This is a genomic window from Streptomyces atratus (assembly GCF_040655115.1).
GTDB classification, from domain to species: domain Bacteria; phylum Actinomycetota; class Actinomycetes; order Streptomycetales; family Streptomycetaceae; genus Streptomyces; species Streptomyces atratus_D.
In genome coordinates this window covers 1-20844 of sequence record NZ_JBFAJH010000082.1, presented here as the reverse complement: position 1 = coordinate 20844, position 20844 = coordinate 1, and the positions used below count along the sequence as shown (strand labels likewise).

At 69.1% G+C, this 20844-nt stretch carries 16 protein-coding genes and 3 pseudogenes; 11 read left to right on the top strand and 8 right to left on the bottom strand.

Features of this window, described 5'->3' with window-relative positions; translation table 11 throughout:
- Positions 1–196: 196 nt before the first annotated feature.
- Positions 197–4690, bottom strand: coding sequence for a caspase, EACC1-associated type (locus tag AB0I23_RS39210; RefSeq protein WP_359117616.1), 4494 nt, complete (start codon positions 4688–4690; stop codon positions 197–199).
- 2 nt (positions 4691–4692) lie between these two features.
- Entirely contained in the window at positions 4693–5205 is a 513-nt protein-coding gene (locus AB0I23_RS39205; RefSeq protein WP_359117613.1) for an effector-associated constant component EACC1, read from the bottom strand.
- A 335-nt stretch (positions 5206–5540) separates the two neighbouring features.
- Between AB0I23_RS39205 and AB0I23_RS39200 the strand changes: the two are divergent.
- Positions 5541–5783: pseudogene (locus AB0I23_RS39200) on the top strand (transposase); the annotation flags it as partial.
- Positions 5784–5991: 208 nt separating this feature from the next.
- On the opposite strand, the gene AB0I23_RS39195 reads toward AB0I23_RS39200, so the two are convergent.
- Both AB0I23_RS39195 and AB0I23_RS39190 read right to left on the bottom strand, forming a co-directional pair.
- Complete coding sequence (locus AB0I23_RS39195; protein ID WP_359117610.1) at positions 5992–6312, bottom strand: hypothetical protein; 321 nt, start codon at positions 6310–6312, stop codon at positions 5992–5994.
- 38 nt (positions 6313–6350) lie between these two features.
- Entirely contained in the window at positions 6351–6860 is a 510-nt protein-coding gene (locus AB0I23_RS39190; protein ID WP_359117607.1) for an LLM class flavin-dependent oxidoreductase, read from the bottom strand.
- Between the two features lie 246 nt (positions 6861–7106).
- On the opposite strand from AB0I23_RS39190, the pseudogene AB0I23_RS39185 reads away from it, so the two are divergent.
- Together AB0I23_RS39185 and AB0I23_RS39180 are read left to right on the top strand one after the other, a co-directional pair.
- Positions 7107–8630: pseudogene (locus AB0I23_RS39185) on the top strand (ROK family protein); the annotation flags it as partial.
- Between the two features lie 52 nt (positions 8631–8682).
- Positions 8683–9098, top strand: a pseudogene (locus tag AB0I23_RS39180) (transposase); the annotation flags it as partial.
- A 60-nt stretch (positions 9099–9158) separates the two neighbouring features.
- On the opposite strand, the gene AB0I23_RS39175 reads toward AB0I23_RS39180, so the two are convergent.
- The gene (locus AB0I23_RS39175; RefSeq protein WP_326791699.1) at positions 9159–9917 is read right to left on the bottom strand and encodes a GntR family transcriptional regulator; all 759 of its coding nucleotides are present in this window, start codon (positions 9915–9917) and stop codon (positions 9159–9161) included.
- A gap of 213 nt (positions 9918–10130) precedes the next feature.
- Here AB0I23_RS39175 and AB0I23_RS39170 point away from each other — a divergent pair, with 213 nt between their 5' ends.
- The 6 genes from AB0I23_RS39170 (at position 10131) to AB0I23_RS39145 (ending at position 16863) form a co-directional block, all read left to right on the top strand.
- Positions 10131–11288, top strand: coding sequence for an ABC transporter substrate-binding protein (locus tag AB0I23_RS39170; RefSeq protein ID WP_359117604.1), 1158 nt, complete (start codon positions 10131–10133; stop codon positions 11286–11288).
- On the top strand, positions 11285–12217 hold the full coding sequence (locus AB0I23_RS39165; protein WP_359117601.1) for an ABC transporter permease: 933 nt from the start codon (positions 11285–11287) through the stop codon (positions 12215–12217). The genes AB0I23_RS39170 and AB0I23_RS39165 overlap by 4 nt, the downstream gene beginning before the upstream one ends.
- Positions 12205–13032: an ABC transporter permease gene (locus AB0I23_RS39160; protein WP_359117599.1), complete on the top strand. Its 828-nt coding sequence runs from the start codon at positions 12205–12207 to the stop codon at positions 13030–13032. Before AB0I23_RS39165 ends, AB0I23_RS39160 begins: the two co-directional genes overlap by 13 nt.
- Positions 13029–14159 carry an ABC transporter ATP-binding protein gene (locus AB0I23_RS39155; RefSeq protein WP_359117596.1) on the top strand — a complete coding sequence of 377 codons (1131 nt, stop codon included), beginning with the start codon at positions 13029–13031 and terminating at the stop codon, positions 14157–14159. Before AB0I23_RS39160 ends, AB0I23_RS39155 begins: the two co-directional genes overlap by 4 nt.
- A 126-nt stretch (positions 14160–14285) precedes the next feature.
- Positions 14286–14975 (top strand): HAD family hydrolase, encoded by a 690-nt coding sequence (locus AB0I23_RS39150; RefSeq protein WP_359117594.1) that lies wholly within the window; start codon positions 14286–14288, stop codon positions 14973–14975.
- A 4-nt stretch (positions 14976–14979) separates the two neighbouring features.
- The gene (locus tag AB0I23_RS39145; protein WP_359117592.1) at positions 14980–16863 is read left to right on the top strand and encodes a phosphocholine-specific phospholipase C; all 1884 of its coding nucleotides are present in this window, start codon (positions 14980–14982) and stop codon (positions 16861–16863) included.
- Between the two features lie 286 nt (positions 16864–17149).
- Here AB0I23_RS39145 and AB0I23_RS39140 read toward each other — a convergent pair whose 3' ends face one another.
- The 3 genes from AB0I23_RS39140 to AB0I23_RS39130 all read right to left on the bottom strand — a co-directional run bounded on the left by AB0I23_RS39140 (position 17150) and on the right by AB0I23_RS39130 (position 18346).
- Complete coding sequence (locus AB0I23_RS39140; RefSeq protein ID WP_359117589.1) at positions 17150–17533, bottom strand: hypothetical protein; 384 nt, start codon at positions 17531–17533, stop codon at positions 17150–17152.
- 67 nt (positions 17534–17600) lie between these two features.
- Positions 17601–17990 (bottom strand): hypothetical protein, encoded by a 390-nt coding sequence (locus tag AB0I23_RS39135; RefSeq protein ID WP_359117586.1) that lies wholly within the window; start codon positions 17988–17990, stop codon positions 17601–17603.
- Entirely contained in the window at positions 17987–18346 is a 360-nt protein-coding gene (locus AB0I23_RS39130) for a hypothetical protein (protein ID WP_359117583.1), read from the bottom strand. The genes AB0I23_RS39135 and AB0I23_RS39130 overlap by 4 nt, the downstream gene beginning before the upstream one ends.
- A gap of 282 nt (positions 18347–18628) precedes the next feature.
- On the opposite strand from AB0I23_RS39130, the gene AB0I23_RS39125 reads away from it, so the two are divergent.
- Both AB0I23_RS39125 and AB0I23_RS39120 read left to right on the top strand, forming a co-directional pair.
- The gene (locus AB0I23_RS39125; protein WP_359117581.1) at positions 18629–19243 is read left to right on the top strand and encodes a hypothetical protein; all 615 of its coding nucleotides are present in this window, start codon (positions 18629–18631) and stop codon (positions 19241–19243) included.
- Between the two features lie 445 nt (positions 19244–19688).
- Entirely contained in the window at positions 19689–20375 is a 687-nt protein-coding gene (locus AB0I23_RS39120) for an acyl-CoA dehydrogenase family protein (protein ID WP_359117578.1), read from the top strand.
- Positions 20376–20844 lie beyond the last annotated feature (469 nt).

The following is a 20844-nucleotide window of genomic DNA, read 5'->3' as shown; positions in this document are numbered from 1 at the left end:
CGCTTGAACTCCGACGTGTACCGCTTGCTCATGTTGCTCTTGCCACTCAACCTGGACTGCTTCCTCCGGGACCCATCCGTCCCAGTATCAGGCTGCCCACTTCAGCGGGGGAACTTCAACCACCCGAAACGATCACACCGAAATCAAGCCGGTGGATCCGGGCTGAGCAATCGGGCCAGCGTTCCACAATCGTCCGTCAATCGCAGGACCGCCGGCGGTCCAGGTGCGGGATCAGGGCTTTCCACAGGCCCTTGTCGACGTTGAGAGGGTGGGTGGTGCACAGCCGCTCGTAGATCCGGTCGGTGTCGAGGTCGATCAGATAGGTGAGTCCCGACGCGACTCGTCCTTCCCGAGAATTGTCCGGGACCACGGCTGCGAACGGGTTGTTCCCAGGCAGCAGCCTCACGTCCTGCATGTCTGCCAGGGTGGCGATGGCGGGGGTGTGCCACATGCCACCTGCCCCGGAATCCCAGACGCGGTAGGGGGAACTGGTGAGGACCCGCTTCCCGTCGGGCGACAATCTGATGTCCTCAAGGCGGGTGTCGAAGCGCATCGCACCAGTCTTACGGGCCTGGTACGGGTTCCCTACGTCCCAAAACTGCACGGTTCCGTCGGTGAGCGTCGTCGCCAGGACGCCTTTTCCGACCGGTAGATAGCCGCCGGATGCGGCGGGCAGCAAGTCGGCCTTCCGGGGCCTGCGGATGTCGCGCATGTCCCACAGTTGGGTCCGCTCGGGAAGTGCGTCGTGCATCAGCAGATGCGACGAGGGCACGTAGACCGCTTGTCCCGTGGCAGCGCCCGGGAGGAGACGGACCTTGAACGGTCGGGCGGGGTCGGTGAGGTCCCAGATGCGCAGATCACTCGGTCTGCCCTGCCCCGGCTCGCCCCGGTCGACGATGGCGAATCCCCGGTCGCCCATGAAGAACATGCTCTGCGGTTCCGCGATCTGCGCGGCGGTCATGGTCCCGCCGCGGACCGGTCGGAGGGGGTCCCGAATGTCCCATACACGCACCGTTGCGGTGAACCAGTCGCCGAGGACCAGGAGGCCACCGTCCGCGGAGACGGCCGTCCGTACGTCCTCCGCCTGCAGATGGATTTCCTCACCCGGTACCGGAGGCTTGTTCTCGTCGCCGCCGAAGTCCCACAACCGGAACGCGTGGTCCCCCGTGCTTTCCGTCCAGCGGTGGGCCAGCAGCATGGAGCGGTCGGTCCCTGGAAGGAAGTACCGGGCCTCCCACCCCTTGGGCAGGGTGAACCGCACGCGCGGATCGCTTCCCTTGGTCGTGTCCGCGGAGCGGAGGTCCCAGACCTGGAAGGTCTTTGCCGGCGCCGCGACCACCATGAGCGTGCCGTCGCCGTTGATTGGGCTGGCGCCTGGGTCCGGTGTGGTCATGGTCCCTCGGACCCGGGGCGCGGGGGTGCGCTGCGGCCACACGCGTACGTTGCCCGCCACGTCGCCCACCGCGAGCTGGTCCCCGTCGGGGCTGTAGGCCACCGACTGGGCCGGCTCAGCCGAGGGGGCCGTCCCCTGTTCGGCCGAGTAGCTGAAAAGCTCGAAATCGGTCGCTACCGTCGCACGGATCAGGGCGCCTCCCTGAGCCGAATTGCCTGCGGCGGCCAACCGCTCCCCGTCCGGACGGAAGCTCAGCGAAGGCAGGTCGGGGTAACCCCAGGTATTGTCCCGGGCATCGGGCTCGGCGCGTACGAGCCGACGTCCCTCCTCCACCCTCCACCAGGCCATCACACCCTTCGCGCCGGTCGCGACCAGCAGATTTCGCGTCGGATGAGCGGCCACCGCCATCACGGAGGGGGCCTCGGCGGTGTCCAGCAGCCGGGCATCCGCAGGATCCCGTACGTCCCACAATCTCACCTCCGCGGGCCGCTCGGCCCTGCCCGTCCCGCTGATGCCGTTGCCCGTGACCATCAGGCCGTCGCGGCGGAACGCCAGTGACATCAGTGCTTCGGCAGCTACCGACCGGTCCGTCCTGAGTGCAGGAGCCGTCGGATTCGACACATCCCACAATCGAAGCCGCCCCTGGTCACCCCCCGCCGCCAGCGTGCGGCCGTCCGGCGCGAACCCGAGGGCGTACGTCATGCCTTTCGGGATCTCCCGTTCGGACAGCCGCTCGGGCCGCTCGGGTTCGCTGACGTCCCAGAGGGTGAGGTCCGTGGCCGTCTGTGCCGCCAGCAGACGGGAGCGCGGGTGGAAGGCGATGGCGGCGCTGCCATGTAGCTTCAGGGCCCCCGCCTTGACCGGTATGTTCCGGTGGGAAAGGTCCCAGAGCTGTATCTGCCCGCCGGCCTGGCTGGTTGCCAGCACATCCCCGTCCTGGCTGAACGCGAGGTTGAGCACTGCCGCGCGATGTCCGCCGGGGATATCGACCGGTGCTTCTGTCAGATAGGCGGCGTAGAGGCTCGACCGGGTGTCGGGGGTATCTGCTGTGCGGTACGCCGCGAGGCTGAGCCGTAGCGCGGTCTGCGGATCGCGTGCGCGCATGGCGTCCGCCTGGGCCGCGATCTCGTTGGCGATCAGGATCGTCTCGCGGCCCTCCGCATCCTGCTGAGCGCCGCGGGCCAGTACGGCGAGGGTGGTCGCGAGCAGGGCCAGTACGGTGACGACGGAGACGACGATCCGGCGCAGCTTCGTCCTGCGGTGTTCGGCGCGGTGGCTCGCGTCGAGGAAGTCGTGCTCGACGCGTCGCATGTGGAGCGCACCGACGTTACCGGCGAGTTGCGCGCGCACGGACGCCAATTGGTCGCCTCCGTACAGGCCGCTCTCCGGGCGTCCCGCCTCGTGCCAGCCGTCGGCGGCGTCACCGAGTCTCCGGCGGACGAGTAGTCCGGCCCGGTTCTCAATGATCCAGTCCTGAAGCCGTGGCCAGGCATGGAGCAGGGAGTCGTGGCAGAGTTGCGCTTCGTCCTGGTCCACGACGACGAGCCGTGCCGCGGTCAGCAGTCCGAGCAGATCGGCGTCCTGGTCGAGCTCGGCCACGGGGACGCGGCGGCGCACGGCACGGCCTCTGTCGTCGACCACCAAAATCATGCGCAGCAGTAGTTCCCGCAGTCGGCTCCGGTCGTCGGCGCCGAGCCCGTCATGGACCTCGTCGGCTGTCCGGGCCACGGCTGTGCGGATCCCGCCGGCGGTCTGAAAGGCGGTGAAGGTCAACGTGGTGCCGCGGCGCCCGGCCCAGGTCTGGCGCAGGGCGTGGGCGAGGAACGGCAGCGGGACGGCGTCCCCTTCGGCGGCGCGCTCCTGCCGCAGTTCGCGCAGGATGTGGTCCGACAGGCCGTCCTCCAGACGCAGCCCGGCTTGTTCTGCGGGGCGTTCGATGGCCGCTCGCAGTTCAGTGTCGGACATGGCGGAGACGGTGAACTGTCCGGACCTGACGATCGCGTCGAGCCGTGTGTCGTTCAGCACCTGGTCGTAGAAGTCGGCGCGAAGGCCGAGCACGATGCGGGGACCGTCGGTTCCCGCTGCGGCGAGTGCGCGGACGAAGAGCTCCCGCTCCTCCGGGTCCTGGCACTCGGTGAAGATCTCCTCAAGCTGGTCGATCACCAGGACGTCCGGCCCGAGGGGGCTGAACCGTCCGGTGGCCAGGTCCTTCTCCACCTCGGCAAACGGCCGCCCGATTGCCGTCGCCCAGCTTTCCACGAGCGAACGGAACGGCCGCGCGCCGGGTCCCAGCAGCAGGAGGACCCGCTCGGTCTCCAGACCGGCTATGAGTCCGGCTCGGAGCAGAGAGGACTTTCCGGCTCCCGACGCACCCACCAGGACGACCGGGCTCGGGTGGGGGCCGGCGGTCACCCGGCGTACCAGGCTGCGCGTCAGCTCCTCCCGTCCGAAGAAGAGATGGTGCTGCTCCGGCAGGAATGGGCGCATTCCTGGGTAAGGGCACGGGCCGCCGCCCTGCTCTGTCTCCGGCGCAGCGGTGGCGTCGTGGACGCGCCTGCCGGGATTGCGGGCGAGGACGAGATCGGAGGCCCGTCCGACACCGTCGGAGTGCGGGCGTGCGGCGCTGCCCTGGAAGCGGTGGTCGAGGATGCGGTAGACGTCGAGGAGGGTGAACCAGTTCGGACCGCCCGGATCGCCCTCCGTCAGAAGTCGGAGCAACTCCCCACTGAAGAGAGTGTGTTCCGCATTCGGTGGTGCAAACGAAGCGGCGTAGTGCGTGGCCGAGGCCAGCAGAAAGCTGCCCTCCGGACGGGCTGAGGCCAAGACCTCGCGATACGACTCCCGCGGCGCGACCTGTGCGAGACCGGAGAAGCAGCAGTCGAGGACGACGACGGTACTCGCCGCGGCGTCGGCGAGTCGCTTGCTCACCTGGTCGAAGGGGACGGCGTGCACAGTGTCGACGGCCGAGGAGGTATCCGACGTGGCAAGGTACAACTGCTGTCCAGGTCCGACCAGACCGTGGCCTACGAAGCAGAAGAGGACGACGCCGCCCTCCGAGGCGTCGATGGCGGCCTGGACGGCCGCGAGCACCTCGGTCGGCCCCTGCGGGTCGATGATCGCGGTGACCCGACCGTTGAGACCGCACTTCTCTTCCAGTGCTGCGGCGACCGCCCGCGCCGAGCGCGCTGCGCTCGGCAGGTCCGACAGCGCTCCTTGGCCACTACCGCCGTAACACCCTGTACCGACCACGATCGCGTGGCAGTTGACGCCGCTCAGGTCCCCCCGTCCGACGGCCATGCCTAGGTGCGATTCGCCACAGGCGGCTGCTGGTCGTCAGGGCCATCCGTCCGCGGGGCGGATGGCGGCTGCCGCCCCTCACGCCCGTCCGCTTCGTGCGCCTGCGGGACAGGGCCCGGCTGGCGGCCCTCAGGCCCGTCAGCCGTGGCCGGGTGCGGCTGCTGGAGCATCTCGGCCACCCGCTGCGCCACATCGGCGGTCCCCTGAGGCGTCAGCCCCGCCACCCCCTCGGACGTGACCGTGACCTGTGTCCCATCCGGCCGGGTAATCGTGACGGTCTGGTTCCCGCGTCTGCTCTGCAGCCAGGCGACGACGGCCGCAGCCACGGCTGCGGTGAGCCCGCCGGGCGCCAGCAGAACGGGGACGAGCTCGGCCGCACCTCCGCTCATGCTGTCCGGGGCGGGCGCCCCGGGCGGTGCCTGGCCGACAGTGCTGCGAAGCGCTGGGTCGCGCCTCAGCCACCGGCGCAGATCCTCTGTCTCGGCGGGCCCACCGGCCTCCAAGGTGATTCTCAAATCCCCTCCGCAGTGGGGGTGTTGCATGCAGATTCGGCAAGAATAGCGACACCCGGCGAGGCCCACCAGGTGTTCCCCGGCCGTTCGACGTCGTGATCGCGACACCCTGCGGTGGCCTGCTCGCACGCCCCCGTGACGGGTGTCGTTAGGAGGATGCGGTCCCTGCCGTCATCGGGGCGGATCTCCCGCACCGGGGCGCTGACGGTCAGTCGGTGGACGACCCCACCGTGTCGTCGGGTCTGATGAGCGTGACGGTGATCGGCTTGGGGACGATCGGGCTGTTCTTCATCCCGGACGCTTTCTCGTGGCAGCTGCTGGAGGTCAGGCGGCAAGACGATGGTTCCCACGCGAAGAAAGGGGGCGCCGACACCGGCCCGTCGCCGGTCGACCGACGGAAGACGGGCAGTAAACACCACCTGATCTGCGACGGGCGCGGCACCCCGCTGAAGGTCATCACGACTGCGGCGAACGTCAACGACGTCACTCAGACCCTCGCCCTGGTCGACGGAATCCCGTCCATCGCGGGCCGCATCGGCCGGCCCCGCCGCAGACCTGACGCCCTGCTCGGCGGCAAGGGCACGGCGGGCCCCGGAGCGCACCAGGAACCGCGCCCCGCTCTGATGGACGGCATCAAGGAACTCGTTGCCGTCGAAGGCCGCGTCGGCCAGCAGGAGCATCGTCTTGTCCAGGACGGCCAGAAGCCGCATGTGAGCGCGCTGCTCGCCAACTGCTGTCGAAACTCATCGACAAACGATGAACGTTAACGAAGCCAGTCCCGGCGAGCGGTCACAGTCCGACCGCGTCGGCGAGCAGGTCTACCTGTTCCAGTCCGCCGCCGTGGGGGAAGAGGATGAGTTCGTCGCAGCCCGCCTCGGCGTAGGCAGCGGCCTCGCGGGCCACTCCTTCGGGTGTGGCGAGACCGGCTTCGACGCTTTCGCGGGTGTAGGTGCCTGAGGTGTAGTAGTTCGCAAGGCGGTGGTGCAGACGTTGTTCTGCGTCCGGGCCCAGCGAGAAGTGCGCGGTCGCCACCAGGCGGGGTGTCCACTCCTTGCCTGCGTCCTGCCACGCCTGTTGCACCCGCGGGAGGACGGCCTGGAAGTTCGCCACGCCTTGGGCGCCACCGATCCAGCCGCGACCGTAAGTGATTATCCGCCGCAGGGCGGGCTTGGTGAACCCGCCGAACAGCATCGGGGGCCGCCAGCCGTGGCCGGACGTGGTCCGATACCGCCGTGGTCCTGCCACTGCCGGGTGGCCCGTTCGAGCAGTGCGTCGAACAGCTTGCCGCGCTGCAGGAAATCGACCCCGCTTGCGTTGTAGTCGTCCTCCCTGGTGCCGGGTGCCAGGCCCAGCACGAGCCGGCCATCGGACAGGCGGTCGAGCGTGGCGGCGGACTTGGCGAACAACGCACGGTTGGCGCGCAGCCGGGCCAGCAGGATGGTGGTGGTCAGACGGATGCGCGAAATGGCTCCGGCCGCGACGGCACCGCGCGCAGATCCAGATGGTCCTGGAACAGTTGCCCTCCCGCGGCCTGTTCGAGCAGGTCGCCACGGACCTGACGTCGCCGGACGCCGCCGTGTTGACGCATTCAACTTACGCGCGCCTTTACGGTCTTCCGGGTACCGACCTGTGCGCCCATTTGATCCGCTTCTCGGCACTGGATTCCGTCTGGTTTAGTAATGGGGCGGAAGATTCCTAGCAGTGCGGAGCTTCCAGGCATTTCAGGCTGTGCACGTTGGCGATGAATACGGCAAAACGGGTCAAAATACCCATCGCGAATCAACATCAAATGCCCACTCAGGTGTCGCTGAAGTCCAGGAACTGCTCGGTCGCGGCAGGCCTCGGTCGCAACGGTGCAGACGTGCTTGAGAGCCTTGGCGACCTTGTCCTGGTCTTGTCGTGCGATGTCGGCCAGGGCCTCGGACCGGCCGGCGGAATGTGGATCGCGGACTCCATGTAGGCGCTTCGGCAGGCGGCAGCGGCAGCATAGGGAGGAATGGGTGACCGCCTTGAGGGCATTGGTCCCGGATCAGACAGGGGCTGAGATCTTCGCGCAGGTGCTCACGGCTGGGCCGATCTCGCGCACGGTGATCGCCCAGCGTCTGGGGCTGTCGCCGTCGACGGTGACGCGGCTGCTGTCGCCACTCATCGAAGGGGGCTACCTCAGTGAGACCGGGCAGCAGAGCGCGATGGGGCTGGGTCGGCCGCAGCGACTGCTGCGGGTCAACACCGAACAGCACCTGGTCGTGGGCGTCCAGATTGCGCGCACGCACGTGGCCGCCGTGCTCACCGACCTCGGGGCGCAGCAGCTCGCGCGTCTCGTCGCTCCGCTCGACTCGCTCGAGGCCGAGCGCGTCCTGTCCGTGGCAGCTGCGTTGACGGCGGAACTGCTCGCGCTCGCCCCCGATCCCGGCGCGGCGGTGCTGGGCGTCGGCGTGGGGGTCGGCGGGCACGTCGATGCGGCGGCCGGCGTCTGCCACTCCGCCGTTCGGCTGGGGTGGACTGATGTCGACATCGCGGGACCGCTGAGCGCCGCGACCGGGCTTCCGGTGGTCGTCAACAACGACGTGAACGCCCTTGTCATCGCTGAGCGTTGGTTCGGTGAGGGGCAGGACGTCGACTCCTTCGCGGTGGTCTCGGTCGGGCGCGGCGTGGGCGGTGCGCTGATGCTCCACGGCGTGCTGCACTCCGGAGCGAGTGGACTCGCTGTCGAGTTCGGACATCTCCCGATCGAGCCGAACGGCCCCGAGTGTGCCTGCGGCAACCGGGGTTGCGTGGAGGCGTTGGCCTCCTCCGACGCGGTGCTGCGAATGTTCCGGGAGGCGGGCGGCTCACCAGAGGCCGACTTCGACGCCGTGACGGAGCTGGCGCGGTCCGGTGCCGGTGCTGAGCGCCAGGCCGCTCGTGACGCGTTCGCGGTGGCGGGGGACGCGCTGGGCCGAGGCCTCGCCTGTCTGTGCAATCTACTCAATCCCGGACTGATCGTCATCGCAGGGGAGGGAACCGTCGCCTACGAGCACTTCGGGCCGGCCATGACGTCGGCGTTGGAACGGCACGCGGTCTCCACGGCAGCGCGCGACTGCGTCATCAAGGCCGACGAGGCGAGCGAGGCGCTCTGGGCGCGCGGCGCCGCCTGTCTGGTGATCGGCGACCAGAGGACCGAGTACGGCATCCCGCACACCGTCGCCTGCCGCGCGTTGGGCCTGTCGGAGGCGTGGTTCTACAAGTGGCGCCGCCGTCCGGCCGAGCCGACGAAACGCGAGGTCAGGAGGGCGCGATTGGAGGAGAGGATCACGCACTTCTTTCGTGAGTCGGGCGACACGTATGGCTCGCCGCGGATCACGCTGGACCTGTGGGCCGAGGGCTGGCAGGTGTCGGTGAACACCGTCGCCGAGATCGTGGCCGACCTGGGCTTGCAGGGCTGCAAACCGCCGCGTCGGCGTCGCTCACTGACGCGGCAGGGCAAGCGCCGCGCGGCCCCTGCCCCCGGTCCGTCGGGACGTGGAGCGGGCCTTCTGGGTGAAGATCGCCGAGGGGCTGACCAGCGAGGATGCGGCGATCGCGTGCGGAGTGTCGGGGCCTGTCGGCTCACGGTGGTTGCGGGAACGTGGTGGCATGCCATCGATCCAGCTCGGCCCGCTGTCGGGCAGATACCTGTCGTTCGCCGAGCGTGAGGAGATCGCGCTGCTCATGGTTCAGGGCATGGGAGTACGCGAGATCGCGCGCCGGCTGGGCAGGGGCCGTCGACCGTTTCCCGGGAGTTGCGGCGCAGCGCGGCCACGCGCGGCGGCAGGCTTGACTACCGGGCCTCGATCGCGCAGTGGAAGTCGGAGTTGACGGCACGGCGTCCGAAGACGCCGAAGCTGGTGGTCAACAAGCGGCTGCATGCGTATGTGCCTGGATGTGTGGCATCCGCAGATCCGGTGACCCCGCCGGCTCCGCTCGGCGACGATCGGTCAGCCACGGCGGCGCGACAGCGCCGTTGTGGCCACGGAGTTGTGGACCGTGAACGCAACCGTGCCCGGCAGGTAGCGGTCCTCCGACCACTCCAACGGCGTTCCCGCCGGGTCCGTGGCGCGCCGGCGCTCCCGTATCAGCGGCCCGCCCTCGGCGCAGCCGAGCAGGCCTGCGTCCTCGGCGGCGGCCCAGACGAGGTCAACCGTGTGTTCGGCGTCGGCGAACACCACGCCCTGCTCCGCCAGCGGCTCGGTGTGCGAGATCGCATCGGGCTCCAGGCGGGCGATCATGGCACCGATCTGCTCGGGGTAGATGGTCCGCTCAATCATGATCGGGACGCGCGACAGAGTCCGTAGCCGCAGCACCCAATAGACCTTCGATCCAGGTGCGAGACCGAGTTGCTCGCACTCCAACGGGTCGGCGAGACGGCGTTCGATGTCGATCGTGCGGCCGCCCGGTTCTTCCCCGATCGAGCGAGCCCAGCGGGTGAAGCTCAGCAGTTCGAAGAAGCTCTGGGTACGTGCGGTGCCGAGCACGACGCGCCGCGTGCCGCGTCGGGACGTGACCAGGCCATTGGCGCGCAGCACCCCCAACGCCTGACGGACGGTACCGCGGGACACCCCGTACTGCTGGGCGAGCTTCTCCTCACTGGGCAGCCGGCCGCCGGCCCCGTAGGCACCGGCCTCGATGGCCTCACGCAGGTCGGCCGCCAACCGTCGGTATCGCGCTCCGGTTGCCCCGCCACCTGCGACTGCCATTTCGCTTTCCCTCTCCCTCTGCGGCCCACGCCGCTGGCGTGACCCTATCCGTTCGCAGCCCAACCTGGCTGGCCGGGCCCTGACTGCCCGAACCGACCCGCGCCCCTTCCCGTGAAGATCGCCCACCCGTTCGACGGCGTTCACCTCCCGGACATCACCCTCCGAGGTAATGGCTCAAGTTGTACAGCCAACTTTTCTCACCAGGAGAACCTCGTGCGACGACACCGCGTCCGCTCAGCCAGCCTCGGCTGCTCCCTCGTCGTGGCCGCGCTCACACTCAGCGCCTGCGGCTTGACCAGCAATAATGGGTCCGGCGCCAGCGGCAGTAAGGCCGCGACGGCAACCTCGGCACAGGATCTCGGCGGCATGGACGCCCTCATCGCAGCCGCGAAGAAGGAGGGCAAGTTGAATGCCATCGCCCTGCCGCGTGACTGGGCGAACTACGGCGAGATCATCGACACCTTCGAGAAGAAGTACGGGATCGAGGTCGAGGTCGAGAACCCCGACGCCTCCAGCCAGGACGAGATCACCGCGGTCGCCTCGCGCAAGGGCCAGGACCGGTCTCCGGATGTCATCGACGTGGGCCGTGCCTTCGCCATCAGCGGGGCCCAGCAGGACCTGCTGGCGCCGTACCGCGTCCGCTCGTTCGACCAGATCCCCCGGACGCAGAAGGACGCCAAGGCCCGTTGGTACAACGACTTCGGCGGCTACGTCTCCATCGGCTGTGACGCGGCCCGCGTCAAGAAGTGCCCCAAGTCCTTCGCCGAACTGCTCGATCCGCAGTACAAGGGGCAGGTAGCGCTGACCGGCAACCCGACGAAGTCCGGCTCGGCCTTCGGCGCCGTGTACGCAGCGGCCCTCGCCAACCAGGGCTCCTTCGACAGCATCAAGCCCGGCCTGGACTTCTTCGCCCGCCTGAAGAAGACCGGCAACTTCAACCCCGTCGAATCGACCCCGGCGACCATTCAGAAGGGTGAGACGCCGATCAGCGTCACCTGGGACTATCTCAACGCCGGGTACGTCGACCAGCTCCGCACCAAGGGCGTCGACTGGAAGGTCAGCGTTCCGACCAACGGCGTGTACGCCGAGTACTACTCACAGGCGATCGTGAAGTGGGCACCCCACCCGGCCGCCGCCCGCCTGTGGCAGGAGTTCCTGTACAGCCCGGAGGGGCAGAACCTGTGGCTCAAGGGACACGCCCGCCCCGTTTTGATGCCCGCGATGCACAAGGCCGGGACTCTCGACGCGAACGCCGCTGCCGCGCTCCCGAAGGCACCTGGCAACGCCACGGCCGCCTTCCCGACCGAGGACCAGATCAGCAAGGCCAAGCAGGCCGTCGTTCAGGGCTGGGCCCAGGCCGTAGCCGAATGAGCACCCTCAAGACTGCCGCCGCCGGCGACACCCGGCACCACTCCCTCGGCGGCAACGCCCGCATCGGTGCCGCCCGGCGGTGGCACCGTCCGCGCTCGGCAGGCTGGCTCGGCGTCGCGCCCCTCCTCCTGTTCACGGCCGTAGTGTTCGGCCTTTCCGCAGGGACGATGGTGTTCGGCGCGTTCACAACGCCCGACACCGCGTCGGGCGGAGCCCGCCTCACCACCGCGAACATGAGCGCTTCCCTGCATGGCCCCCACCTGACGGCCCTGCTCGGCAGCGTCAAACTCTCCGCAGTCTCCGCACTGATCGCCGCCATCGTCGGCCTGCCACTTGCCCACGCGGTCGTCACCTCACGATTCCGCGCCCTGCGCGAGGCGGTCCTGGCAGGGGCCGGCGTACTGGCGAACTTCGGTGGCGTCCCGCTCGCGTTCGCGTTCGTGGCGACGCTCGGCAACGCCGGCGTCCTGACGAGCCAATTCCATCTGGCCGGCCATGGCTGGAGTCTGTACAGCTTCTGGGGCCTGACCTTGGTCTACCTTTACTTCCTGGTACCGCTCATGGTGCTCACGCTCACCCCCGCTTTGGAGGGGCTGCGGCGGCAGTGGCGCGAGGCCGCCCACAATAACGGCGCGAGCACCTTCCAGTACTGGACGCACGTCGCACTCCCGATCCTCATGCCCTCGCTGCTCGGCGGCTATGTCCTGCTGTTCGGTACCGCGTTCAGCGCGTATGCGACCGCGGCCGCGATGGTCGGCAGTTCGGTTCCGCTTGTCACCATGCAGATCGCGGATGCGTTGTCCGGCGATGTGCTGGTCGGCGAGGGCAACGTCGCGCTGGCACTCGGCGTCGACATGGTGCTGGTCGCCGGACTCGTGATGGCCATTCACCTGCCACTGCACCGCAGGAGCGCGCGATGGCTCGCCTGACCCGCCCTCGTTGGGGGCGCGGTGCCGTGCTGCTGCTGACCGGTGTGTACTTCCTCGTCCCGCTCGCGTGCGCCATCGCCTTCAGCCTCGGAGTCGGCGTCCCGCGCCAGGGCACCAGCTTCGAGGCCTACACCGCCATCTTCGACGCCGACGGCTTCACCGAAAGCCTGACCCTGACCCTGAAACTGGCCGCGGCCACTATCGCGCTCGTTCTGGGCCTGCTCGTGCCCGCCCTGATCGCGGTCCGACTGGTCGCACCGCGGCTGCGTGCGCTCGTCGAGATCGTGTGCCTGCTGCCGCTGGTCGTACCCGCTGTCGCCCTCGTCACCGGGATCAGCACGGTGTTGCGCTGGGGCCCGGACCATTTCGCCGGCACACCGCTCTTCCAGGCGCTGATCGCACTCCAGAACCCGGAATTCCCCTTCGTTCTGGTGCTCGCGTACACGTTGATGGCACTGCCACTGGCGTACCGCACGCTCGATACCGGGCTCGCCGCCATCGACCTGCGCGTGCTCGTCGAGGCTGCCCGGGCCTGCCGGGCACCGTGGCCCCGCACGCTCGTGCATGTGGTGCTGCCCAACCTGCGCGGCGCCCTCCTCAACACAGCGTTCCTGACCCTGGCACTCGTGCTCGGCGAGTACACCGCCGCCGCGGTCCTCGGATACCAGCCGTTTGCCGTGTGGATCGTCGTCATCAGCGGCTCCCAGGCGCAGATGTCGGTGGCCGTGTCGGTGCTCGGCCTGCTCGTCACCTGGGTGCTGCTACTGATGATCGCCGCCGCCGGACGCGCCCGCCGCCCCATGGAGACCTCATGACCACCCTTGTAACCGATCGCGAAACCATCAGTCCGACACAGACTGGCTCCACTGTCGAACTCCGCGGTCTGCGCCGCACCTTCGGCGCCACGACGGCACTGGACGGCCTGGACCTGACGGTCCGCCCGGGCGAACTCCTGGCGCTGCTCGGCCCGTCCGGCTGCGGCAAGACCACCGCACTGCGGACGGTTGTCGGATTCGAGCGGCCCGACGCGGGGGAGGTGGTCGTGGACGGGGAGGACATCACGTCCGTCCCCGCGCACCGCCGCGACGTGGGCATGGTGTTCCAGTCGTACAGCCTCTTTCCGCACCTGAACGCCCTCGACAACGTCGCGTTCGGACTGCGGATGAGCGGCACCGGCAAGGCGGCGCGACAGGCTCGCGCCGCCGAACTCCTGGAGCTGGTCGGGCTGCCGGAGCATGCCGCCCGTTTCCCGCGCCAACTGTCCGGCGGGCAGCAGCAGCGGATCGCGCTGGCCCGCGCCCTGGCACTGCAGCCGCGCGTGCTGCTGCTCGACGAGCCGCTGTCCGCACTCGACGCACAGGTCCGGCTGACGCTGCGCGAGGAGATCCGCCGCCTCCAGCAGCAGGTGGGCATCACGACCCTGATGGTGACCCACGACCAGGAGGAGGCCCTCTCCATGGCCGACCGGGTGGCGGTGATGCGCGGCGGACGACTGGAACAGTGCGCGCCCCCGGCAGAGCTGTACGAGCGCCCCGCGACCGCGTTCGTCGCCGAGTTCGTGGGGGTGATGAGTCGGATCCCGGCCCGGGCCGGGTCGGACGGCAGGACCGTGAACGTGTGCGGCCGCACACTGGCGGTCCACGGGAGGCTGCCGGGCGCCGAGGTCGCCGGCGGAGCCGGCGACGTGGACGTACTGGTACGGCCGGAAGCGGTCGAGGTCACGGCGGACGGGAGCGGCACGTCCCGGATCATGAGCGCGGCGTTCCTCGGCTCCACGACACGGCTGACCGTACGCCTGGCCGACGGCGCCGAGGTGACGGCCGACGTGCCGACACACTCCACGGCCACACTCCCCGTCGGTGCGGCGGTGACGCTGACGCTGCCGGACCGGCCGGTGCTGGTGGATCGTCGCCAAGGGAAGGGCGGCGGTGATGTGACCTGACAGCCCGGCCCCTGCTCGATCGGACGACTCCGCCGGTCCGGATCAGGCCACTTGATGATTCCGGCCTCCCCGTGGAGTACGTCCGCTGCAGCCCCCCTTTCGCTTCGTACCGGAAAGAAACGCACCATGAATCGTCGCATCGCCGCGACTGGCCTTCCCTCCGCCGTGCTGTTCGACATGGACGGCACACTCGTCGACACCGAGCGGCTGTGGTGGGCCGCGGTGGAACAGGTCGCCGACGGGATCAGGCGGCCCCTGACCGCCGCGGACACACCGCATGTGCTGGGTCGGCCGGCCTCGTACACCGCCGCTCACCTGCAGAGCACGGGTGGCTCGGCGGCGTGTGACCTCGGCACGCTCGCGACTGAGCTGGATGCGGTGTTCGCCGACCTGGTCGCCCACGAGGTCGTCCCGTGCCCGGGCGTACTGCGCCTGTTGGACGAGCTGGCCGCGGCTGACGTGCCTGCGGCGATCGTCACCGCGTCGCCGCGCCATGTCCTCGACCTCGTGCGCAAGGCGCTGGGCGAGGAGCGGTTCGCGTGGACGGTCGCGGTCGAGGACACCCCCCGTACGAAGCCGGCGCCCGAACCGTACCTCGCCGCAGCCGCCGCCCTCGGCGTCGATCCGCGCGCCTGCGTGGCCGTCGAGGACACGCCCACGGGCATCGCCTCGGCCGAGGCCGCCGGGTGCGCGGTACTGGCCGTGCCCTCCACCGTGCCGATACCGCCTGCGACCGGGCGGACCGTCCTCGATTCCCTGGAGCAGGCCGACTTGGGCCTGCTCTCGTCCCTGCTCACCCCGGCGGAAAGGAACTGACACCATGACGTCCCCCCTGGACGATGTCCGCCATGTGGTGATCCTCATGCAGGAGAACCGCAGCTTTGACCACTACTTCGGCACGCTGAACGGCGTACGCGGGTTCGCCGACCGCCAGGCACTGACGTTCCCGAACGGTGACTCCGTCTTCCGCCAGCCCGCCTTGTCCCGAGTCGACGGCGGTTTCCTGCTGCCGTACCGGATGGACTCCACGAAGTTCAACGCGCAGAACGCGGACGGCCTGCCGCACGACTGGGAGTCCGGTCACGATGCCATCAACAACGGCGCGATGAACCGGTGGACGTCCGCCAAGGGTGAACAGAGCATGGGCTACTTCACCCGTGAGGACATCCCCTACCAGTACGCGCTGGCCGATGCATTCACGCTGTGCGACGCGTACTTCTGCTCGTTGGCCGGACCCACCAGCCCTAACCGCCTCTACCTGTGGACGGGCACGGTCGGTCCAGGCCGCGACGGCACGACCGGCCCATGGATCGACAACACCCCCCTGCCCAGCAGCCCGGTCTGCGACTGGACCACGTACGCAGAGCGCTTGTCGGCCGCCGACGTCAGTTGGCGCGTTTACCACACTCCCGGACTGGACGAGCGCGACGGCAACTACGAGGACAACGCCCTGGAGTACTTCGACCGGTTCCACGACTTCGACAAGGACGACCCGCGCTACATCAACGCGATGACGAAGTGGGACCTTTCGGCGTTCGACGCGCACTGCAAGGACGGAACGCTGCCGACGGTGTCCTGGCTGGTCTCGCCGTACCTGTTCTGCGAGCATCCGGCCGCCAGCCCCGCCTACGGCGCGCATTGGGTCAACACGGCGCTCCAGTCGGTGTTCGCGAACCCGGAGGTGTGGCGGCACACCGTGTTCCTCGTCATGTACGACGAGAACGACGGCTACTTCGACCACGTGGTACCGCCCTTCCCTCCCGCGGGGACCCCTGAGGAGTTCGTGGACGGGCAGCCGATCGGGCTGGGCAACCGCGTGCCGCTGTGGGTGATATCGCCGTGGTCACGCGGCGGCTGGGTCAACTCCCAGGTCTTCGACCACACTTCCGTGCTGCGCTTCCTGGAGCGCGTCACCGGCGTACAAGAGCCCAACATCTCGGAGTGGCGCCGCGCCGTGTGCGGCGACCTCACGAGCTGCTTCGACTTCACCCGGCCCGACTTCTCGGTCCCTGTACTGCCGGACACCCAGGCACTGGTGGAGCAGGCGGACGCGGCGATGACGCTGCCGCCGGTGGAGGTGCCGGCACCGGGCGGACAGATCATGCCGACACAGGAGCCGGGCCGAGCGCGTCCGCACCGGCCGCTGCCGTACCGCCCATGGGCCGACATCGTGGTGGACCGTGCCAGTGGCATGGTCACCTGCACGCTCGCCAACGACGGAACCGTGGCCTTCCCCTTCACGGTGTTCCCGAATATCGCCCGGCCGTTCGCCGGAAGGCCGTTCACCGTCGCGCCGCGCAGCACCGCTGCCTATGTGTGGGACACGGTACGCACCGGCGGGCGTTACGACTTCACCGTCCACGGCGCCGACGGCTTCGTCTGCCGCTTCGCCGGAACGGTAGCGGGGGACGACCACCAGGACGGCTCCGCCGCCCCTCGGGTGGCGGCGGTCCTGCTGAGCAGCGAGCCGGAGAACGCGTCGGTCGAGCTGCTGCTGGCCAACGACGGCGGGGCCGCCGTGTGCTTCACGGTCGCCCCGAACGACTTCGGCGGCGTGCTGTGCACCCAGATGGTCGGCCCGCGCGAGAAGGCCGTCGTGACGTGGCCCACGGAAGGCGGGCGATACGATGTGACCGTCACCGCCGACGGTGACACGGACTTCGCCCAGCGGTATGCGGGAACCGTGCACGCCCCCAGGGGTTAGCCCCATCCCCAGGGCCCCGGGGAGAGTCGTGTTCGCTCGATTTGGTCATGGGATGCTGTGGAGGGTCAGGACGGCCCCGGGTTGACCGTGCGCGCGTCGGGCGCTGGCGATATTGGCCCAGCCGGCCCGGTGGACAGTGGCGCGTGCCAGGTCGCGCAGGGTGGTCATGACGGCGGGGGCGTGGTGGCGGCGGACGTGGCTGGCGTCCTCGGCGAACGTTACGTCCTTGGTCCAGTGGGATGAGTCGGCCGCGCGGCGAGGGCCCGTGAGGCAGGCACAGGTGTAGTCAGCCCCAGTCGCCGTTGATCCACGCGAGCAGGCGGGCGCGCTTCTTGTAGGAGCAAGGAGCGTGGACAGCGCCGGACGTGACGTACGTTTCGGACCCGCCCCGCAGGTCGTGCCCGTAGTCGCTGGGGCCGTATTCGCCGTCGCGGTAGCCGTCCATGTCGTCGGCCCAGTCGAGGAGACCGAAGTCGAGGTTGAGGTTCTCGAGGTACCGGGCGAGGTCGGCCGGTTCTACCGGTGTGGGACGACCGTCCTCCCCGGCGGTGAGCCGGTCTTCGAGGCAGCCGTCGGAGCGCACGGGCTGGCCCAGCCACCACCCGGCCAGGAACACGGCGTACAAAGTGGTGGCGGCGCCGAGGCGGCGCAGGGTTATCCAGGCAGGCATCCGGGGAGTGTCGCACGACACGGGGCCGGCGCCCGCGTCGGCGGACGCCCCGGGCCACACCGCCTCTCTACCGCCAGTGGCCCTCGAACCACGCTCGCATGCGGGGGCGTTCGCTCGTGTCGTTGGTGCAGGCGACGGCGTAGTCAGTGACCGTTTGGGACCACCTGGCGTCGGCGCCCCCACGCGGGTTGTAGGGGGGTTTGTAGGCCGGGTCCGGCGTCGGGTCGAGCGGGAGGGGGGACTTCGAGTCGTACCGTGACGGGTACGCCGTCGGCGTCGGAGTGGGTGTGGGGGATGGTTCGGTTTCGTACTCCTCGGCGATCCGGTCGAGGGCGGCCTGGTCGACGTGGCATTCGGGGGTGACGGGCTGACCCAGGTACCAGCCCGTAACGAACACGCCGTAGATCGCGGCGGCGGCGCCGAGGCGGCGCGGGGTGACCCAGCGGGGGGTGTTCACCGGCGGCCCCGTTCCAGAACACGGGCGGCGTCCCGTAGCGCCTGGACAGCGGCTTCGGCGTCCTTGGCCCGGCTGTCACGGATGAACTGGCAGGCGGTCGAGAGCGCCTCCTCCCGCATGACGGCCTCATTCCCCATGGTCGCGGAATAGCCGGTGCACATGCCGGGCAACGGGTCCCCGGTGCCGTGGCGGGGGCCGACCAAGTGCTCGACGACGATATTGTCCGGGTCCGCGCCGCCGCTCTGGTCGGCGGCGAGGGTGAACCCGGCGCCGAACGCGGCGGCGGTGAAGGCCGCCCCGATTCCGAGGGCGGCGCGGAGGCTGACCCGGCGTATGTCGGGCGGTGTTGTGCTCATGCCGAAGGACCCTACCCGCAGGTGTAGACCTATCTGCCGGTATGTGTGTCCCTCGACACGCGGCCGGCGCGGGTGTCGCGGGGCACAGGCCGCGCGGCGCTGAACGGCAGGGGGTCCGAGACTGGTGAGCTCGCATGTTCAGGTGTCGCGTATTCGCGGCCGAGCCGAGATGGGGCTTGCGCTGAGTGATCTGCGCGAGCTCGGCGGCACCCGGCAGCCTGCTGGTCGGCGATTGGCATGATAGGCGACGGCAAGTTCTCAGGTGTCTCTAGAGGAGCGACTATGGCGTTCGAGACCGAAGCCGATTTCGGAGTCGCCGAACGGGACGAGTGGTCCTATTCGCCGGCTGTCGGCGTCGGACCGCTTCGGTTCGGTATGACCGTCAACGAAGTGGTCGAGGCGGCTGAGATACTCGGCCAGACGAAGGTCAGCGATTGTGCACGGGGCCACGCGATCTTCTCGCCAACTTGGAAGGTCGAAGTCCACCGTCGCGGGGTCGCTCCTTCTCCACCTGCCGTCACGGCCTATGTGAGCCAAGCTGTGGGGCTGTTTTGCATCGCTGCCGACGCCGTGCAGGGTCCCCAGGTTGCGTACGACGGACTCCCGCTGGTCGGGAGAGACATGGCGGAGCTGGAGAGCGACGCAATCGCGTATGCCGAGGCGATGAACGTGCACTTTCGCTACATGCCCGAGGGCTACGCAGGACCGGATGATCCCGGGGTCGTCATGCGCGGGCAACTGGTCGGGCAGGTCCTCCGATCGCGTCCGTTGTTCATGGTGACGCGCGACGGCGCGAATACTGAATGGGACTCGTTGCCCTCCGAGGAGTACCACGTCGACGGACGCCCTCCGAGGAGTACCACGCCAACGGAAAGTCCATGGCCCGACGTGGTGTGACTCATGACGAGGGGTAGAGGAGATACGCCCGAATGCGCCAGCTCACCAGTCGAGGCCGGGTTCGGGGCGCCCGCTAATGCACGAAGTCGAGTTCCTTGATCACATCCGTCGCTGCGGTGTCCGCTTCGTGGAGACGAGCGCAACCGGCGGCCTGTAGCGATCACTGGCTGTGGATGCCAGGGGCGTATCGGCTCCAGGTTCCGCCGGCCTCCGTGACGAGGTTGGTGGTGGTCTTGTCGTGGTAGCCGAGGGCCCGGGCGACCACAGGTGCGGGGGCTTGGAGGACCAGTTGACGGATCGCTGAGGCTCGGCCGCGCTGGGCGGGAACTCCGGCGGCGGCTACCGGCTCTCCGGCCGGTGGAGTTTCTCCTCCGGCTGCGGGCACGCCGGATGGGCGCTGCTGGGGGCCCTGGTCGTCGGGGCGCAGGGCCGTCCCGTCGACTTCATGACGGTGCTGGTACCCCGCTTCGACTACCGGATCGAGGACGTCTGGGACGTCGTGGGACTGCGTGGCACCGCCAGCAACGACATCGTCGTCGAGCCGGTGTTCGTCCCTGCCCACCGCGTGATCCGCAACTACGAGCAGGCGCAGCTGAAGGGGCCCGGCCAGAAGGTCAACCCCGGGCCGCTGTACCGGCTGCCGTTCGCGGCCGTCTTCACCAGCGCGATCACCGCTCCGGTCATCGGCGCCGTGGCAGGCGGCTACGACTCCTACATCTCCTTGATGAAGGAACGGGTCCGGCTCAGCCTGGGCGGCGGCAGGTTCGTCGAGGACCCCTTCGCCCAGGTCGCGATCGCGCGGGCGGCCTCCGACATTGACGCGACGCTGCTGCAGATGGACCGCAACCTGCGCGAGCTGTCGGCGCTGGCGGCGGAGGGGCGGGAGATCCCCGTGGAACTGCGCCTGCGCACGCGCCGGGACCAGGTGCGGGGCACCGAGCGGGCCGTCGCCGCGATGGACCTGCTGTTCAAGACGGCGGGCGGCAACTCGCTGCGCCGGGGCAACCCCATCGAGCGCGCCTGGCGGGACGCCCACGCAGGCAGTGTGCACGTGGCCAACGACGTCGAACGGGCGCTGGCGATGTACGGCCGCGGCGCTTTCGGGCTCACCGTCGAGGACAACCTGGTCTGAGGGGGCGTTTAGGGATGCTTTGTGGTGCTAAGTCGCTCCTGTGGCCAACAATCTTCGGGCTGATTCGCACCTTATGCGCGCCTTTACGGCCTTCCGGGTACCGACCTGTGCGCCCGTTTGATCCGCTTCGCGGCACTGGATTCCGTCTGGTTTAGTAATGGGGCGGAAGATTCCCACCAGTGTGGAGCTTCCAGGCATTTCAGGGTGTGCGCGTTGGCGATGAATACGGCAAAGCGGGTCGAAATACCCATCGCGAATCAACATCAAATGCCCACTCAGGAAAGGAACCCCATCGAGGACTTCGGACCGCCGGCGACGATCGCCCGTTCTTCTGCGAGAACGGCGGAGTGGTCTCCTTCTCGACCCGCTGTGCACTCAGCTCTGGCTGGCCGAGAGCCCGTTCTCCTCGTACGGCACAGGTCGGCCCGTGAACGCGTCCAGGAGGAGACGATCGCCGACTGGCCGGTCC

Coding starts and splice junctions, on each gene's coding strand:
- AB0I23_RS39210 (WP_359117616.1), bottom strand. CDS start 4,690: ATGGCCGTCGGACGGGGGGACCTGAGCGGCGTCAACTGCCACGCGATC.
- AB0I23_RS39175 (WP_326791699.1), bottom strand. CDS start 9,917: ATGGCAGTCGCAGGTGGCGGGGCAACCGGAGCGCGATACCGACGGTTG.
- AB0I23_RS39165 (WP_359117601.1), top strand. CDS start 11,285: ATGAGCACCCTCAAGACTGCCGCCGCCGGCGACACCCGGCACCACTCC.
- AB0I23_RS39160 (WP_359117599.1), top strand. CDS start 12,205: ATGGCTCGCCTGACCCGCCCTCGTTGGGGGCGCGGTGCCGTGCTGCTG.
- AB0I23_RS39155 (WP_359117596.1), top strand. CDS start 13,029: ATGACCACCCTTGTAACCGATCGCGAAACCATCAGTCCGACACAGACT.
- AB0I23_RS39150 (WP_359117594.1), top strand. CDS start 14,286: ATGAATCGTCGCATCGCCGCGACTGGCCTTCCCTCCGCCGTGCTGTTC.
- AB0I23_RS39145 (WP_359117592.1), top strand. CDS start 14,980: ATGACGTCCCCCCTGGACGATGTCCGCCATGTGGTGATCCTCATGCAG.
- AB0I23_RS39140 (WP_359117589.1), bottom strand. CDS start 17,533: ATGCCTGCCTGGATAACCCTGCGCCGCCTCGGCGCCGCCACCACTTTG.
- AB0I23_RS39130 (WP_359117583.1), bottom strand. CDS start 18,346: ATGAGCACAACACCGCCCGACATACGCCGGGTCAGCCTCCGCGCCGCC.
- AB0I23_RS39125 (WP_359117581.1), top strand. CDS start 18,629: ATGGCGTTCGAGACCGAAGCCGATTTCGGAGTCGCCGAACGGGACGAG.
- AB0I23_RS39120 (WP_359117578.1), top strand. CDS start 19,689: ATGACGGTGCTGGTACCCCGCTTCGACTACCGGATCGAGGACGTCTGG.